Origin of the sequence: Neisseria sp. Marseille-Q2251 (assembly GCF_940793045.1) — a bacterium.
Classification (GTDB): Bacteria; Pseudomonadota; Gammaproteobacteria; order Burkholderiales; family Neisseriaceae; genus Neisseria.
This window is the reverse complement of the sequence record NZ_CALNWV010000022.1, coordinates 1-15,347: the sequence shown is the minus strand read 5'-3', so window position 1 is coordinate 15,347 and position 15,347 is coordinate 1. Positions and strand designations below refer to the sequence as shown.

The window sequence follows — 15,347 nt, the reverse complement described above, 5'->3', positions numbered from 1 at the left end:
TTTCTCCTTAGGCGTTTACGGCTGCGACAATTTTTTCGGCTGCGTCATTCAGGCCGTCGGCGGAAGTCAGTTTCAGACCTGATTCGTTCAGGATTTTCGCACCGAGTTCGGCGTTGTTGCCTTCCAGACGGACAACAACAGGCACGTCAACGTTGATTTCTTTAACGGCTGCCACGATGGCTTCCGCAATCATGTCGCAACGGACGATACCGCCGAAGATGTTAATCAATACGCCTTTGACGGATTTGTCTTCGAGAATCAGTTTGAACGCTTCAACTACGCGCTCTTTGGTCGCGCCGCCGCCTACGTCCAAGAAGTTGGCAGGTTGGCCGCCTTTGAGTTTGATGATGTCCATGGTCGCCATCGCCAAACCTGCGCCGTTCACCATACAGCCGATGTTGCCTTCCAACGCAACATAGTTCAGGTCGAATTCGGAGGCTTTCAGCTCGCGTTCGTTTTCTTGGGATTTGTCACGCAATTCAGCGATTTTCGGCAGGCGGTAGAGCGCGTTGCTGTCGATACCGATTTTGCCGTCCACGCAGGCCAGCGCGCCGTTTTCGCGGACTGCCAGCGGGTTCACTTCAAACAGGGCGAAGTCGTTTTCGACAAACGCTTTGTACGCGCCGGTCATCAGTTTGACGAACTCGTTGATTTGTTTGTCTTTCAAGCCCAGTTGGAACGCAACTTCACGCGCTTGGCAAGGTTGCAGGCCGACCAGCGGATCAACGGTTACTTTGAAGATTTTTTCAGGGGTTTCGGCGGCAACTTTTTCGATTTCCACACCGCCTTCGGTCGAAGCCATGAATGTGATGCGACGGGTAGAACGGTCAACCACTGCGCCCAAATACAGCTCGGTTTGCACCGGGTACATGTCTTCGCAAACCAAAACGCTGTTGACCGGCTGACCGTTGGCATCGGTTTGATAAGTAACCAGATTGGTGCCAATCAGGCTTTCCGCCACTTCTTTGGCTTCTTCACGGCTTTTGACGACTTTTACGCCGCCCGCTTTACCGCGTCCGCCTGCGTGGACTTGGGCTTTGACGACGGCAAATTTGCCGCCCAGTTTGTCGTAAGCGGCTGCGGCCTCTTCGCCGTTGTGCGCCAAAATACCGCCTTGCACGGGCAAGCCGTAGCCTGCCAGCAGTTCTTTAGCCTGATACTCGTGTAGATTCATGGATTTCTCCTTTAGATTAGTGGAATGCCCTGAGACTGCCTCCAAATGGCAACCCCGTGCGTTTCAGACGACCTTTCGGCGGTCGGAAAATCGTCGTTTCACTTGCTGAACGGCAACCACATCCGCGCAAGCAGATACATGATTGCGCCGCCGCCCCCGAGGATAAAAAAGACAATGCCTTTTTTACGCGAATTCGGGCAGAGCAGGTAAACGGCAAGGCTGAAACTGATAAACAACAATGCCACGCGCCAAACCAATTCTTTGTCTTTGAAACGGTTGAGCGTATAAGTTTCGGTCATCATCACATACATCTGCCACAACGCGGCCATACACATGCTGATGATGCCCATCGGTATAAACAGGATACCGATTACTTCTTTATTCATAATCAAATGCTGTCTGTGAATGTGTCGCCGATTATATATAGTGGTTCAAGTTTAAACCAGTACTGCGTTGCCTCGCCTTGCCGTACTATCTGTACTGTCTGCGGCTTCTCCGCCTTGTCCTGAATTTAAACTTAACCCACTATCGCAGATTCAAATAGAAAATGCTTAAATCGTCATTCCGGTAAGGGAACAATGGCAACTGATATGCCCTATTTTCTCTCTATACCTATCGGAACATTGCTTCCGAACATTCATCTTTCCGAAAAGGTCGTCTGAAAAAGTTTCAGACGACCTTTTATGCTTTACTTGGCCTCATCAGCCGTGCAAAGCGCGTTTGTCGGCGGCCAGTGCGGCTTCGTGAACCACTTCGGACAAGGTCGGATGGGCATGGATGATGCGGGCGATGTCTTCGCTGCTGGCGAAGAATTCGAGCGCAGTGACGCCTTCGGTAACCAATTCGCTGACAACCGGACCGATCATGTGTACGCCCAAGATGCGGTCGGTTTTGGCATCCGCCAACACTTTGACCGTACCTTTGGCTTTGCCCATTGCCAACGCGCGACCGTTTGCGCCGAAGCCGGAAGTGCCTTTTTTGTATTCCACGCCTTCGGCTTTGAGTTGTTCTTCGGTTTTGCCAACCCAGGCGATTTCGGGATCGGTGTAAATCACGAACGGTACGCTGTTGAAGTCGATATGCGGTTTCTGACCGGCGATGCGCTCGGCAACCGCCACACCTTCGTCGCTGGCTTTGTGCGCCAGCATCGGGCCGCGAACCACGTCGCCGATTGCCCAGACATTAGGCAGGTTAGTGCGGCATTCACCGTCCACTTTGATAAAGCCGCGCTCGTCTTTTTCCAAGCCGACGGCTTCGGCGTTCAAGCCTTTGGTGTTCGGAATACGGCCAATGGCGACGATGAGTTTGTCGAAAACTTCGGTTTTGGCTTCGCCTGCGGCAGTTTGATAGGCAACGGACACGCCTTTGCCTTCAGATTTGATGTCGCCGATTTTCACGCCCAGTTCGATGTTCAAGCCCTGCTCTTTGGTGAAGTATTTGAAGGCTTCTTTGGCGATTTGCTGGTCGGCGGCGGCAAGGAAGGTCGGCATGGCTTCGAGGATGGTGACTTGCGAACCGACGCGGTTCCACACCGAACCCATTTCCAAGCCGATCACGCCCGAACCGATGACGCCCAGTTTGGCGGGCACTTCGGTCAGGTTCAATGCGCCTTCGTTGTCCAATACGTTTACATTGTCGATGGCAACCTGCGGCAGCGGACGCGGCACGGAACCGGTCGCTACGATGACGTGTTTGGCTTCGATAACGGTTTTTTCGCCTTTGTTATCGACTTCGATTTGGTAGGCATCGCCGTTTTTGCCGGCAAATGACGCCGTACCGAACAGGCTGGTTACTTTGTTTTTTTGAAACAGGAATTTCACGCCGCCGGTGAGTTTGGTAACGATGGCGTCTTTGCGCGCAATCATTTTCGCCGCGTCAAATTTGATGTCGCCGACGCTGATGCCGTGTTCGGCAAAATCATGCTGCGCAGCGTGGAAATGTTCGCTGGATTGCAACAGGGCTTTGGAAGGAATGCAGCCGACGTTCAGGCAGGTGCCGCCCAGCGCGGGCGCATCGCCTGCTTTGTTGACGCCCGCGTCGACACAGGCGGTTTTGAAACCCAGTTGGGCGGCGCGGATGGCGGCAACGTATCCGCCGGGGCCTGCGCCGATGACTACTACATCGTATTGAGACATGTGAAAAATCCTTTGTTTGACATTTTTGCCGCAGGAAACCCTTCGGCAAAAGTTCATCAACTATATTTTGCATAAGAGGTCGTCTGAAAGCGCGGCTTTAACGCAGTTAAACCTCACTCTGCCTTTTCAGAGTGCGAAGCCTGCCCGTAGGCACGACCTTTTCAAATTTCAGCCCGATTGGTTCGGACGCATCAGCGGCGGCAGGAATGCGGGCTATATTCCCTGACTTCGTGTCCGGTGAAATTGTTGTAAACGCGGACGGTAGCGTGCGGATAACGTTTGCACAAAACGCTGCGGGCGACGGGAATGCCTGCTTTGTTGCTGTCCATTTCAAAACGCTTGTTCAACATTCTGCCGCGCGCGTCGTAGGCGTTGACGGAATATTCCTTGCCTTCGAATGCGGCACACGCGCCAAGCAGGGAAACGACAGCCAAAAGCGGAAACAGGGAGATGGGTTTCATGGATACGCTCCTATGGATTTTCATACCGTTTGCTTCTGCACGGAAAATGGCAGCAACAAACTTCCTCCCTTAGATTTCAAACATCCCGCCGTTTTCAGACGACCTTTTTCGTTTTAAGGTCGTCTGAAAATCAGTAAGCAGCCTGATTTCAAACTGCTCTGTTTTTATCCGCTTTATATCCCTTTGGCGGCGTTTACAGATCCAACAACAGGCGTGCCGGATCTTCCAGCGCGTCTTTGATGGCAACCAAAGTCAGCACGGCTTCGCGGCCGTCGATGATGCGATGGTCGTAAGAGAGTGCCAGATACATCATCGGACGAACGACGACTTGACCGTTTTCTACGACTGCACGCTCTTTGGTCGCGTGCATACCCAAAATAGCGGATTGCGGCGGATTGATAATCGGGGTGGACATCATGGAACCGAACGTACCGCCGTTGGTGATGCTGAACGTACCGCCGGTCAAATCTTCCAGCGCGATTTTGCCGTCTTTGGCTTTTTTAGCATAATCGACGATGGCTTGTTCGATGTCGGCAATGCTCATTTGGTCGGCATCACGCAGAATCGGCACAACCAAACCGCGCGGGCTGCCGATGGCGATACCGATGTCGAAGTAACCGTGATAAACGATGTCGTTTCCGTCAACAGAGGCGTTGACCACCGGATATTTTTTCAGCGCGGCAACGGCTGCTTTGACGAAGAAAGACATGAAGCCGAGTTTGGTACCGTGTTCTTTCTCGAATTTTTCTTTGTATTTCGCACGCAAATCCATGATGGGTTTCATGTTGACTTCGTTGAACGTAGTCAGAATCGCGTTTTCCTGTTGCGAAGCCAAGAGACGTTCGGCAACACGGGCGCGCAGGCGGCTCATCGGAACGCGTTGTTCAGGACGTGCACCTGCAGGAACGGGCGCTGGCGCGGCAGCGGGCGCAGCGGCAGGTTTGGCGGCAGCGTTTTGCACATCTTCTTTCAAGACGCGACCGTCGCGGCCGGAACCTTGCAGCGCATTCACATCCACGCCGGTTTCGGCGGCCAGCTTCGCAGCGGCAGGCATGGCGGCATTGGTTTGCGCAGCGGCGGGAGCGGCTTCAGGTGCAGGAGCGGCGGCTGGGGTTTCAGCAGAAGCGGAAGCGGTTGCTGCGGTGTCGATGCGTGCCAATACTTGTTCGGCAGCAACGGTTTCGCCGTTTTGGGCAATGATTTCAACCAATACGCCGGCTTGTGGGGAAGGTACTTCCAAAACCACTTTGTCGGTTTCGATGTCAATCAGGATTTCGTCGCGCGCTACGGCTTCGCCGACTTTTTTCTTCCATTCCAAGAGCGTGCCTTCGGATACGCTTTCGGACAGCATGGGTACTTTTACATCAATAATCATTTTGTGTCTCCGGATGGTCGTTGGTTTTCAGACGACCTGTTGTGTGTTATCTCTTTTGTTTGGCGGGCGTTCCGTCTGAAGTGTTTCATTCGGAACGCCGCACCGTATTGCGTTACAGCGTCATTGCGTCTTCAACCAGTTGTTTCAGCTGGGTGACGTGTTTGCTCATATAGCCGACGGCTGGCGATGCGCTGCTTGGACGACCGGCATAAGACAGTTTTTGGCTTTCGCCGATAACGTCTTCCAAGCGGTGGCGGATTTGGTAGAACGCGCCTTGGTTTTTCGGCTCTTCTTGTGCCCAAACCACGGATTTCGCGTTCGGATATTTCGCCAACTCTGCACGCACCTCGTCGTATGGGAACGGATAAAGCTGCTCGACGCGGACGATGGCGACATCGTTTTCCAGTTTACGCTCGGCACGGCCTGCTTCCAAATCGTAGTAAACCTGTCCGGCGCACAGAATCACGCGTTTCACGCTTTCATTGTTGCCACGCTCGGCGGTATCGCCGATGACGGGACGGAAGCGTGAACCTTCGGTAAAGTTTTCCAACGGACTCATCGCGCCTTTGAAGCGCAACAGGCGTTTGGACATGAAAATCACCAGCGGTTTGCGGTACGAACCCAAGACTTGGCGTTGCAGCAGATGGAACATTTGCGACGCTTCGGACGGCATGATGATTTGCATATTGTGTTCGGAGCAAAGCTGCAACCAGCGTTCTACGCGGCCGGATGAGTGCTCCGGACCTTGTCCGTCATAGCCGTGCGGCAGGATGGTGGTCAGACCGCAGAGACGACCCCACTTGGTTTCGCCGGATGACAGGAATTGGTCGATGGTGACTTGAGCGCCGTTGGCAAAATCGCCGAACTGCGCTTCCCAAATGGTCAGTTTGTCGGGCGCAGAGCAGGCAAAACCATATTCGAACGCCATGACTGCTTCTTCGTTCAAGATGGAGTCGATAACGAGGAATTCGCCCGTACCTTCGCCCATATTGCGCAGCGGTACATAAGTGCCGTCATCCCATTTTTCGCGTTTTTGGTCGTGCAATACGGCATGGCGGTGTGAGAACGTACCGCGTCCGGAGTCTTCGCCGGAAATGCGCACGCCGTGTCCTTTGGTGACCAGGCTGGCGTATGCGAGGGTTTCCGCCATACCCCAGTCAATCGGCTGACTGCCCGCAGCCATGCCTTTACGCGCTTCGAGCACGCGTTTGGCAGTCGGATGCAGTGCAAAGCCTTCGGGAACGGCGGTAAATTTCTCGGCAAGACGCTCGATGTCGGCAGCGGGCAGGCCGGTTTCCACATCTTCGCGCCAGTCTTTGCCTTGGTATTTGCTCCAGTCAATTTGCGTGCGTTGGAAATTGCTCAACGTCGTTTGTTCGACATGTTCGCCTTTATCCAAAGCATCGCGGTAGGCTTGGATATAGCCGTCGGCTTCTGCCTGCGTCACGACGCCTTCTGCAATCAGTTGTTCGGTGTACAAAGCACGCGCACCGGGGTGTTGCGATACTTTTTTGTACATCATCGGCTGTGTCAGGGTCGGATCGTCGCCCTCGTTGTGACCCCATTTGCGGTAGCAGACGACATCGATCACGATGTCTTTATTGAATTTTTTACGGTAGTCCAAAGCTGCTTGAATGGCGAAGCAAACGCGTTCCGGATCGTCGCCGTTGACATGGATGACCGGAGCGGAAACCATTTTCGCCACGTCGGTACAATGCACGGTCGAACGGGTGTCGCGGGTATCGGAGGTGGTGAAGCCGATTTGGTTGTTGATGACGATGTGGACCGTACCACCGGTGGTGTAGCCGCGCGTTTTGGACAGGTTGAAGGTCGCTTGGTTGACGCCCAAACCGACAAATGCAGAGTCGCCGTGAATCAATACGGGCAATACTTTGTCGCGGCCGTTTTCGCCCAAACGTTTTTGTTTGGCGCGTGCAGAACCTTCAACGACAGGATTGACGATTTCCAAGTGAGACGGGTTGAACGCCAAAGAAACGTGCATCGGACCGTTCGGCGTAGCGATGTCGGAGCTGAAACCCATGTGGTATTTTACGTCGCCGCTGGGCAGCTTGATTTCGGCGCGGCCTTCAAATTCGGCAAACAAATCGCCCGGTTTCTTGCCCAAGATGTTGACCAAGACATTCAGACGACCTCGGTGTGCCATACCGATGATGACTTCTTCAACACCGTCTTTACCTGCGTTTTGAATCAGGTAATTCAGACCGGCAATCACACTCTCGCCGCCTTCAACGCCGAAGCGTTTCTGACCGACATATTTGGTATGCAGGTAACGCTCCAAAGTCTCGGCAGCGGTCATTTCTTTCAGGATGCGGCGTTTCTGTTCGGCACTGTAACTCGGGGTAGACAGCACATCCTCGAAATAATTGCGCAACCAGCGGCGTTCTTCGGTATTGGGAATGTAGATGTATTCCAATGCCAAGTGACCGCAGTAGGTTTGCTTGAGGTTGCTGATGATTTGGGACAGAGGCAATTTGCTTTGGCCGGAAAAATCGCCCTCGCCCATATTGAACTGAACCGCCATATCGGCATCATTCAGTCCGTGGAATTTGGGATCGAGGGCTTCAATATTGCGTGGCGGAATACGTTTGAGCGGGTCAAGCTGAGCAGCACCCACACCTTGAATACGGTAAGCAGAAATCAACCGCAATACACCGACCTGTTTCTTCATCATGGCTTCATCCATACCGCCTGCAATCGCCGCTGTCGATTTGGTTTTTGCCAAATTAGCGAAGGATTCACGAATCGGAGCATGGGCGACATCAACATCCGCCGCACCGGGCTGCTTGCTTAAGTCGGTGAAATATTGCTTCCATTTCTCATCGACAGAACTTGGGTTTTCCAAGAAATTCTCATACAACTCCTCGATGTAGGGAGCATTTGAACCGAACAGATAAGAAAAATTGAGTTTTTCATCCATCATGACGCGAGCTCTTTTCTTTAAAATATAAACAAAGGGTAGAATTCCATGTGTTTCAACGGAATCCATGCCGTTTGAAATGACACTTCATTCTACCCTATTTCCAGCCAAATTACTTGTATCTGTTTCGTTTATTGCGGACAAACTCATTTAAAAAAGCTATTCGACTTTCTCAAATAAAACTCCGACAACATATTAATATACCGATTTTCAGCGTTTATCCGCCGGCACATAATCGCGACGTACGGCACCGGTATAAAGTTGGCGCGGACGACCGATTTTCAGCGAAGGATCACCGATCATTTCATGCCAGTGCGAAATCCAGCCTACGCTGCGCGACAGAGCGAAGATGACGGTAAACATTTCGGTCGGGATACCCAACGCGGACAGGACGATGCCGGAGTAGAAGTCGACGTTGGGGTACAGCTTGCGCTCTACGAAGAACGGGTCTTTCAGGGCGATTTGTTCCAACTCCATTGCCAGCTTGAATTTCGGACTGTCTTCCAAGCCCAATTCTTTCAGCACTTCATAACAGGTTTCACGCATGATGCTGGCGCGCGGATCCATATTGCGGTACACGCGGTGGCCAAAGCCCATCAGACGGTATTTGCGCTGTTTTACGCCTTCCATGTATTCGGCAACACGGGATACATCGCCGATTTCGTCCAACATTTTCAAGACGGCCTCGTTCGCACCGCCGTGGGACGCACCCCACAGACAGGCAATACCGGCAGCGATACAGGCAAACGGGTTCGCACCTGAAGAACCTGCCAAACGGACGGTCGAAGTCGATGCGTTTTGCTCGTGGTCGGCATGAAGGATAAAGATGCGGTCGAGCGCGCGTGCCAATACGGGATTGGGTTTGTAGTCTTCACATGGTGTGGCGAACATCATGTGCATGAAGTTTTCGGAATAAGAGAGGTTGTTTTTTGGATAATTGAACGGCAGACCGTTGGAATAACGGTAACACATTGCCGCAATCGTCGGAATTTTGGAAATCAGACGGTAAATCGCGATTTTGCGGTGTTCGGGGTTCGTGATGTCCAGACTGTCTTGATAGAATGCAGACAATGCACCGACCACGCCGACCATCATCGCCATCGGATGCGCATCACGGCGGAAGCCGCGGAAGAACCAAGTCAGCTGTTCATGCACCATCGTATGACGGCGGACGGTATTGTCAAATTCTGCCTTTTGCTCAGGTGTCGGCAATTCGCCGTAAATCAGCAGGTAGCAGACTTCCAAATAATCGGATTTTTCGGCGAGTTGTTCGATGGGATAACCACGGTAATACAGCAGACCTTTGTCGCCGTCGATATAAGTGATTTTGGATTCGCAGCTTGCTGTTGAAACGAATCCCGGGTCGAATGAGAATAAGCCTGTGTTTTTCGTCAGTGCGCGGATATCGACCACGTCATGACCGATGCTCGCTTCCAATACGGGCAGTTCTAAATCCTCTTGATTGGGTACGTTGAGTTTAATTGATTTGGACATATTTATCGCTCCTTTGTAGGTTGGGGCTTTCGTTGCTGCCTATGCAGCACGGTCTTTATTTTCAGACGACCTCCGTATCCTAGAAATCCGCCGAAAGGCAGGCGGATTTCCAATACGTCAAGCTTGTCTGATTTTTTCAAGCATGGGGATAAGGTGTTCCTTGTCTGTCGCCGAATGTCCGTTGATCAGGGCAAGAAGCTCTTGATCTTGAAACTCAAGGATTTCGGAAAACTCGGACAGCTCTTTATCGCTCAAATGCTCGAATTCTTTTTCCATAAACCTGCCGAAAATCAGATCTAACTCCAATAATCCTCGGCGGGTTTGAAAACGGATTTTCCGTTTGGCAATATCGTCAAAAACCATCATTTCTTAAACGGCTCGTTTCAACATAATTTCTTTAATCTTACCGATGGCACGGGTCGGATTCAAGTGTTTAGGACATACGTCCACGCAGTTCATGATGGTATGGCAGCGGAACAGACGATACGGGTCGTTCAAATTGTCCAAACGCTCGTTGGTGATGGTATCTCGGCTGTCGGCGATGAAGCGGTAGGCGTTCAGCAAACCGGACGGACCAACGAATTTGTCGGGATTCCACCAGAACGACGGACAGGCAGTCGAACAGCAGGCGCACAAAATACATTCGTACAAACCGTCCAGCTCTTTACGCTCTTCCTGAGTTTGCAGGCGCTCTTTGTCTGCATCGATGGGATTATCATTGACGACGTAAGGTTTGATGGAGTGGTATTGCTTGAAGAACTGGGTCATGTCCACAATCAGGTCGCGGATGACAGGCAGACCGGGCAGCGGACGGATTTTGACGGGCTGTTTCAAGCCGCGTAAATCAGTCAAACATGCCAAGCCGTTTTTGCCGTTGATGTTCATACCGTCAGAACCGCAAATACCTTCGCGGCAAGAACGGCGGAAAGACAGGGTATCGTCTTGCGCTTTCAGGCGCACCAGCGCGTCCAAAAGTTTGACGTCGGTAGGTTCCAGTTCCAACTCGTAACGTTGCATATAAGGTTTGGCATCAACGTCCGGATTGTAACGGTAAATTTCAAAACTCATTTTTTCCATGAGAAGTGTTCCTTTTCTCATAAACCGCCTGATGGTTTTATGTTATGGGTTCAGGCTGTTCAGTGTGGTGGTGTATTTGATTTTCAGACGACCCCTTGTGATACGGAGGTCGTCTGAAAACGCATCAGTAAACGCGCTTGGCCGGTTTGATGTATTCCACGCTCAAAGGCTTGGTGTGTACCGGTTTGTAGGACAAGGTATTGGTATCCGAATGATACAGCGTGTGTTTCATCCAGTTTTCGTCATCACGCTCAGGATGGTCGTCTGAAGCGTGCGCGCCGCGTGATTCTTTACGTGCTTCAGCAGACACCAAGGTCGCTTTTGCCACTTCAATCAGGTTATCCAATTCCAAAGCTTCGATACGCGCGGTATTCCACACTTTGCTCTTGTCTTTGATTTCAGTACGTTTCACGCGCTCGGCAATCGCCATGATTTCTCGAACGCCTTTGCTCAGAATCTCATCAGTACGGAACACGCCGGCGTGCAGTTGGACAGAGCGTTGCAGCTCGCGACGCAACGCATCAACGTTTTCGCCATCAGTTTGATTATCCAAACGTTCGATACGTTGGCGGGTCAGCTCGCCCGCATCCGCAGGCAGAGGTTTCCAATCGCTTTGCTCTTTGATGAATTTAATCATGCTGTCGCCGGCAGCTTTACCGAATACCACCAAGTCAAGCAGGGAGTTGGTACCCAAACGGTTCGCACCGTGCACGGAAGCACAAGCGCACTCTCCCGCTGCGTACAGACCTTTCACCGGCACTTCATATTCATCGCCTTGCGGAACAACGACTTCACCATGATAGTTGGTCGGAATACCGCCCATCATGTAGTGGGTAGTCGGCACGACGGGAATCGGGTCTTTAATCGGATCGATACCGGCAAACTGAATGGAAATCTCACGGATGCCCGGCAGTTTTTCCATAATTTTTTCGGCACCGATATGGTCGATTTTCAGCAAAACATGGTCTTTGTTTTTGCCGCAACCGCGACCTTCGTAGATTTCCATCGCCATTGCGCGAGAAACCACGTCGCGCGAAGCCAAGTCTTTTACGGTCGGTGCATAGCGTTCCATAAAGCGCTCGCCGTCGGCATTCAACAGAATACCGCCCTCACCGCGCACGCCTTCGGTAATCAACACGCCTGCACCTGCCACACCGGTCGGGTGGAATTGCCAGAACTCCATGTCTTCCAACGGAATGCCTGCACGAGCGCAAATACCCAAACCGTCGCCGGTATTCATATAGGCATTGGTAGAAGACGCATAAATACGACCGCCACCGCCGGTAGCAAACATCACAGCCTTAGCATGGAAAATGTAAACTTCGCCGGTTTCCATTTCCATAGCGGTAACACCGACGACATCACCATTCTCATCACGAATCAAATCTTGCGCCGTCCATTCCACAAAGAATTGCGTATTGGCACGGACGTTTTGTTGATACAGCGTATGCAGCATCGCATGACCGGTACGGTCGGCAACCGCGCAAGCACGTTCTACCGCGCGCTTGCCGTGTTCGGCAGTATGCCCGCCAAAAGGACGCTGATAAATTTTGCCGCTTTCCACGCGGTCAAAAGGCATACCCATGTGTTCCAACTCAATCACCGCTTCAGGCGCGGCGCGACACATAAACTCAATCGCGTCTTGGTCGCCTAGCCAGTCAGAACCTTTCACGGTATCGTACATGTGCCAGTCCCAACGGTCTTCTTGCACATTACCCAGCGAAGCAGAAATACCGCCCTGCGCCGCTACAGTATGCGAACGGGTCGGGAACACTTTAGACAAAACGGCACAATTCAGACCGGATTTGGATAATTGGAGGGCTGCGCGTAAACCTGCACCACCACCGCCGACAATCACGGCATCAAACTTGCGAACAGGAAAACCCATACTTACCCCCAAATTACTTTAACTGAATACACCAAGCAGCCGACCAACCAAACGATGGTGGCAACCTGCAAAAACAAACGCACACCGAAGGGTTTGATATAGTCCATCCACAAATCGCGGATACCCACCCAAGCGTGCAAAAATACGGCGATAAAGCTGACCTGGGTGAACACTTTCACCCAAACTTGATCGAAAAATACCTGCCATGCCGAATATTCTTTAGGCAGGGTAAACAGAATCACTAAAAGTGCGACGGTATAAATCAACATGATAACCGCAGTCGCACGCTGCATCGCCCAATCGCGCAAACCGTAATGGGCACCGGTCAATTTACGCTCTACCATAACAACGCTCCCAAAACGACGGTCAACACCAAAGCGGCGGCAAACACCAATTTGGCGGTATTGCGCGCAGTATTCAGCTCAAGGCCTTTGTGTGCATCTAAAAATAAAAAACGGATACCGGCGAGAAAATGGTGCAGATAAGCCCACAACACGCCGATTAAAATCAACTTGACCAAAGGATTGGAAACGATGGCACGGTAAGTTTCAAACGCCGACTCGCGGCTCAACGTACCGGACAGGAGATACAGCAAAACGGGAAGCATTATAAATAATCCTACCCCGCTGATGCGGTGCAAGATGGAGACAATTCCCGGTATAGGCAACCGTATATTGGGAATCTCCAAAAAGACAGGACGCGGTTTGACGGACATAGCCAGTTCCTCTGTATTTTTTTATCAGCTCAAAACCAATAACTCAAATTACATCGAGTTACATAAACTATAATTTACCTGTTTTATCCGATTTTGAACAGTCTAATTTATAAACAATCTAATAAATTTTACCAAAAAACATCATAAACTGTACCAATAACAATAAACATCTCTATTAATACTTAAACCAACATTTTTTCCACTACCGCTTAATCAGTTTCGCACAATCTCACACCATCAAAATAGTATTAATATCCTGTTTCTTGTGATAAAAATATGAATTAATATCATTTACCAACGCATCCACAAGCAAAACAACCATAACCTTATGGGATAAAACGTTGCATTCAAAACAAAATTTCAACAGGCAACTTTTCAGACGACCTTCTTATTTTTCTATTACAAAACTGCAATATTTTAGTGAATAAAGATTTGCGTCATACGTCATATCGATGGTGTGATTTCTACTAATACCTTCAAAAAGACAGCGCTGCAACCATAGCGGAATGATACGGGCTTCAGACAAACAGCTGATTGACGCTATTCATAAATTAAATGACACAGCTGAAGTGCTGAAGTAGATCTCATTGCAAATAAAAGTGCGGTTAAAACGTTCAACATTTTTAACCGCACTTTTTGTTTCTAACAATTAACCTATTTAATCACACCACACGCCATGCGTGCACCGCCACCACCAAGCGGAGCAGGATGATCGGAATGATTGTCGCCACCAACGTGGATCATAATAGAATGACCACGAACTTCATTAAGGTGTTTGATGCGTGGCGCAAGAACCGGATTGGTGGCTGTGCCGTCGTGTAATACGGTTAATGCAGGCAAATCGCCTAAGTGGGCATCATCTTGCCATGGGAAACCGTGTTTTTTGGTTTCTTTCGGATCCCAGTGGCCGCCGGCGCCCAAGCCTGCAGTCAGTTTACCGTCTTTTTCTTTCGGCTCACAGCTTGGGTTTTGATGAATGTGAAAGCCATGCAACCCAGCTTCTAATCCGCTCAAGTTTGGAGTAAAGACCAAACCGTACTTGGATTCGGTAATCGTTACAGTGCCTACATCTTTATTACCATTAACCGGGTCAAGTTGTTGCACTTTCACTTTAATAGAAGCACCGGCAGGTATCATGTGGTCATGTTTGTGTTCATGCGCATTGACCACTCCCGCAGCACAGATTGCACTGATACCAACAGCTACGAGTGTTTTAAATTTCATTTATATCTCCTTTTTATGTCAAATTTATGTCAAAGCCCCTTTGTATTCTAAACAAAATGGGGAGTAAATCGAGTATTTTTAAGATGTTATTAGCTATCAAAGCCATTTGATTTTTCTATCTTTCCCATTAATCGAAATAATATTTATTTATAATATGAAACAGCTACGATAAAGAAGTAGTCAACCATAATTTTTGCCTCGTTTAGGCAAAACTGACATTTCTTTGCCTTACTCCGCTTTATACTGTGCCCGCATTACGGCAAACCCTTTCCACTCAATTACTGCGAGGCTTGTTATGAAACATTCCGAAGAAAAACAATACACCCAGTCTTCCGATCCAGAAAACTTTATCCCAAAATTCAGAAGGCGTAATTTGGACAAAACGGGCTTTCTCAACAAACTCGCCCGTTTTGCAGGTCGATTAGGCGAACCCATCGTCCGTCAGTTGTATGCGCTGTATTATCTTTGGGACTCCCCGCACACACCCAGACGCGCCAAGATGATTATTGTCGGTGCATTGGTTTACTTCCTCAGCCCTATCGACAGCATCCCCGATTTGCTGGGTCCATTGGGATTCAGCGACGATATTGCCGTTATTACTTTGGTGTATAGCCAAATGAAAACCTACCTGACCGAAGACATTAAAGAACGGGCAAGAGTCGCAACCGAAAAACTGCTGCGTAAGACATCATAAATATCCACATCAAAAACAAAAGGTCGTCTGAAAATTTTCAGACGACGGCGGATTCGCATTTGAAGTGCAACTTTCCATAACAGAAAAAGGCCAGTATGCGGTAGCATACGGCCTTTCCTGCAAGAAAGATTGCCATGAGCTACACACAACTGACCCAAGACGAACGATACCA

The 15,347-nt window shown here is 50.3% G+C and carries 14 protein-coding genes; 1 reads left to right on the top strand and 13 read right to left on the bottom strand.

Features of this window, described 5'->3' with window-relative positions:
- Nucleotides 1–7 precede the first annotated feature (7 nt).
- The 13 genes from sucC to sodC form a co-directional block, all read right to left on the bottom strand.
- Nucleotides 8–1,174, bottom strand: a complete 1,167-nt coding sequence (gene sucC, locus AAG834_RS08490) for an ADP-forming succinate--CoA ligase subunit beta (RefSeq protein ID WP_003741782.1) — start codon at nucleotides 1,172–1,174, stop codon at nucleotides 8–10.
- Between the two features lie 98 nt (nucleotides 1,175–1,272).
- Entirely contained in the window at nucleotides 1,273–1,560 is a 288-nt protein-coding gene (locus AAG834_RS08485) for a hypothetical protein (RefSeq protein WP_003755543.1), read from the bottom strand.
- A gap of 315 nt (nucleotides 1,561–1,875) precedes the next feature.
- Nucleotides 1,876–3,309, bottom strand: coding sequence for a dihydrolipoyl dehydrogenase (lpdA, locus tag AAG834_RS08480; protein WP_016687976.1), 1,434 nt, complete (start codon nucleotides 3,307–3,309; stop codon nucleotides 1,876–1,878).
- 191 nt (nucleotides 3,310–3,500) lie between these two features.
- The gene (locus AAG834_RS08475) at nucleotides 3,501–3,770 is read right to left on the bottom strand and encodes a hypothetical protein (protein ID WP_003741785.1); all 270 of its coding nucleotides are present in this window, start codon (nucleotides 3,768–3,770) and stop codon (nucleotides 3,501–3,503) included.
- A 193-nt stretch (nucleotides 3,771–3,963) separates the two neighbouring features.
- Nucleotides 3,964–5,145 (bottom strand): 2-oxoglutarate dehydrogenase complex dihydrolipoyllysine-residue succinyltransferase, encoded by a 1,182-nt coding sequence (odhB, locus tag AAG834_RS08470; protein WP_003766557.1) that lies wholly within the window; start codon nucleotides 5,143–5,145, stop codon nucleotides 3,964–3,966.
- Nucleotides 5,146–5,257: 112 nt separating this feature from the next.
- Nucleotides 5,258–8,086, bottom strand: coding sequence for a 2-oxoglutarate dehydrogenase E1 component (locus AAG834_RS08465; RefSeq protein ID WP_342031853.1), 2,829 nt, complete (start codon nucleotides 8,084–8,086; stop codon nucleotides 5,258–5,260).
- 207 nt (nucleotides 8,087–8,293) lie between these two features.
- Nucleotides 8,294–9,577, bottom strand: coding sequence for a citrate synthase (gene gltA, locus AAG834_RS08460; RefSeq protein WP_101809609.1), 1,284 nt, complete (start codon nucleotides 9,575–9,577; stop codon nucleotides 8,294–8,296).
- A gap of 117 nt (nucleotides 9,578–9,694) precedes the next feature.
- Nucleotides 9,695–9,943 carry an FAD assembly factor SdhE gene (locus AAG834_RS08455; protein ID WP_003755557.1) on the bottom strand — a complete coding sequence of 83 codons (249 nt, stop codon included), beginning with the start codon at nucleotides 9,941–9,943 and terminating at the stop codon, nucleotides 9,695–9,697.
- A gap of 3 nt (nucleotides 9,944–9,946) precedes the next feature.
- Nucleotides 9,947–10,654, bottom strand: coding sequence for a succinate dehydrogenase iron-sulfur subunit (locus tag AAG834_RS08450; RefSeq protein ID WP_002241462.1), 708 nt, complete (start codon nucleotides 10,652–10,654; stop codon nucleotides 9,947–9,949).
- A gap of 124 nt (nucleotides 10,655–10,778) precedes the next feature.
- Nucleotides 10,779–12,542, bottom strand: coding sequence for a succinate dehydrogenase flavoprotein subunit (sdhA, locus tag AAG834_RS08445; RefSeq protein ID WP_107825289.1), 1,764 nt, complete (start codon nucleotides 12,540–12,542; stop codon nucleotides 10,779–10,781).
- 2 nt (nucleotides 12,543–12,544) lie between these two features.
- Nucleotides 12,545–12,886 (bottom strand): succinate dehydrogenase, hydrophobic membrane anchor protein, encoded by a 342-nt coding sequence (sdhD, locus tag AAG834_RS08440; protein WP_009312048.1) that lies wholly within the window; start codon nucleotides 12,884–12,886, stop codon nucleotides 12,545–12,547.
- Nucleotides 12,880–13,257, bottom strand: a complete 378-nt coding sequence (gene sdhC / locus AAG834_RS08435) for a succinate dehydrogenase, cytochrome b556 subunit (protein ID WP_003779309.1) — start codon at nucleotides 13,255–13,257, stop codon at nucleotides 12,880–12,882. Before sdhC ends, sdhD begins: the two co-directional genes overlap by 7 nt.
- Before the next feature lie 654 nt (nucleotides 13,258–13,911).
- Nucleotides 13,912–14,481, bottom strand: coding sequence for a superoxide dismutase family protein (sodC, locus tag AAG834_RS08430; RefSeq protein WP_049229442.1), 570 nt, complete (start codon nucleotides 14,479–14,481; stop codon nucleotides 13,912–13,914).
- Nucleotides 14,482–14,776: 295 nt separating this feature from the next.
- Here sodC and AAG834_RS08425 point away from each other — a divergent pair, with 295 nt between their 5' ends.
- Nucleotides 14,777–15,175 carry a YkvA family protein gene (locus AAG834_RS08425; RefSeq protein ID WP_070539045.1) on the top strand — a complete coding sequence of 133 codons (399 nt, stop codon included), beginning with the start codon at nucleotides 14,777–14,779 and terminating at the stop codon, nucleotides 15,173–15,175.
- Nucleotides 15,176–15,347: the final 172 nt, after the last annotated feature.

Excerpts from the sequence above, each read along its gene's own strand:
- sucC (WP_003741782.1), bottom strand. The coding sequence starts at position 1,174 with ATGAATCTACACGAGTATCAGGCTAAAGAACTGCTGGCAGGCTACGGC.
- AAG834_RS08485 (WP_003755543.1), bottom strand. The coding sequence starts at position 1,560 with ATGAATAAAGAAGTAATCGGTATCCTGTTTATACCGATGGGCATCATC.
- lpdA (WP_016687976.1), bottom strand. The coding sequence starts at position 3,309 with ATGTCTCAATACGATGTAGTAGTCATCGGCGCAGGCCCCGGCGGATAC.
- AAG834_RS08475 (WP_003741785.1), bottom strand. The coding sequence starts at position 3,770 with ATGAAACCCATCTCCCTGTTTCCGCTTTTGGCTGTCGTTTCCCTGCTT.
- odhB (WP_003766557.1), bottom strand. The coding sequence starts at position 5,145 with ATGATTATTGATGTAAAAGTACCCATGCTGTCCGAAAGCGTATCCGAA.
- AAG834_RS08465 (WP_342031853.1), bottom strand. The coding sequence starts at position 8,086 with ATGATGGATGAAAAACTCAATTTTTCTTATCTGTTCGGTTCAAATGCT.
- gltA (WP_101809609.1), bottom strand. The coding sequence starts at position 9,577 with ATGTCCAAATCAATTAAACTCAACGTACCCAATCAAGAGGATTTAGAA.
- AAG834_RS08455 (WP_003755557.1), bottom strand. The coding sequence starts at position 9,943 with ATGATGGTTTTTGACGATATTGCCAAACGGAAAATCCGTTTTCAAACC.
- AAG834_RS08450 (WP_002241462.1), bottom strand. The coding sequence starts at position 10,654 with ATGGAAAAAATGAGTTTTGAAATTTACCGTTACAATCCGGACGTTGAT.
- sdhA (WP_107825289.1), bottom strand. The coding sequence starts at position 12,542 with ATGGGTTTTCCTGTTCGCAAGTTTGATGCCGTGATTGTCGGCGGTGGT.
- sdhD (WP_009312048.1), bottom strand. The coding sequence starts at position 12,886 with ATGGTAGAGCGTAAATTGACCGGTGCCCATTACGGTTTGCGCGATTGG.
- sdhC (WP_003779309.1), bottom strand. The coding sequence starts at position 13,257 with ATGTCCGTCAAACCGCGTCCTGTCTTTTTGGAGATTCCCAATATACGG.
- sodC (WP_049229442.1), bottom strand. The coding sequence starts at position 14,481 with ATGAAATTTAAAACACTCGTAGCTGTTGGTATCAGTGCAATCTGTGCT.
- AAG834_RS08425 (WP_070539045.1), top strand. The coding sequence starts at position 14,777 with ATGAAACATTCCGAAGAAAAACAATACACCCAGTCTTCCGATCCAGAA.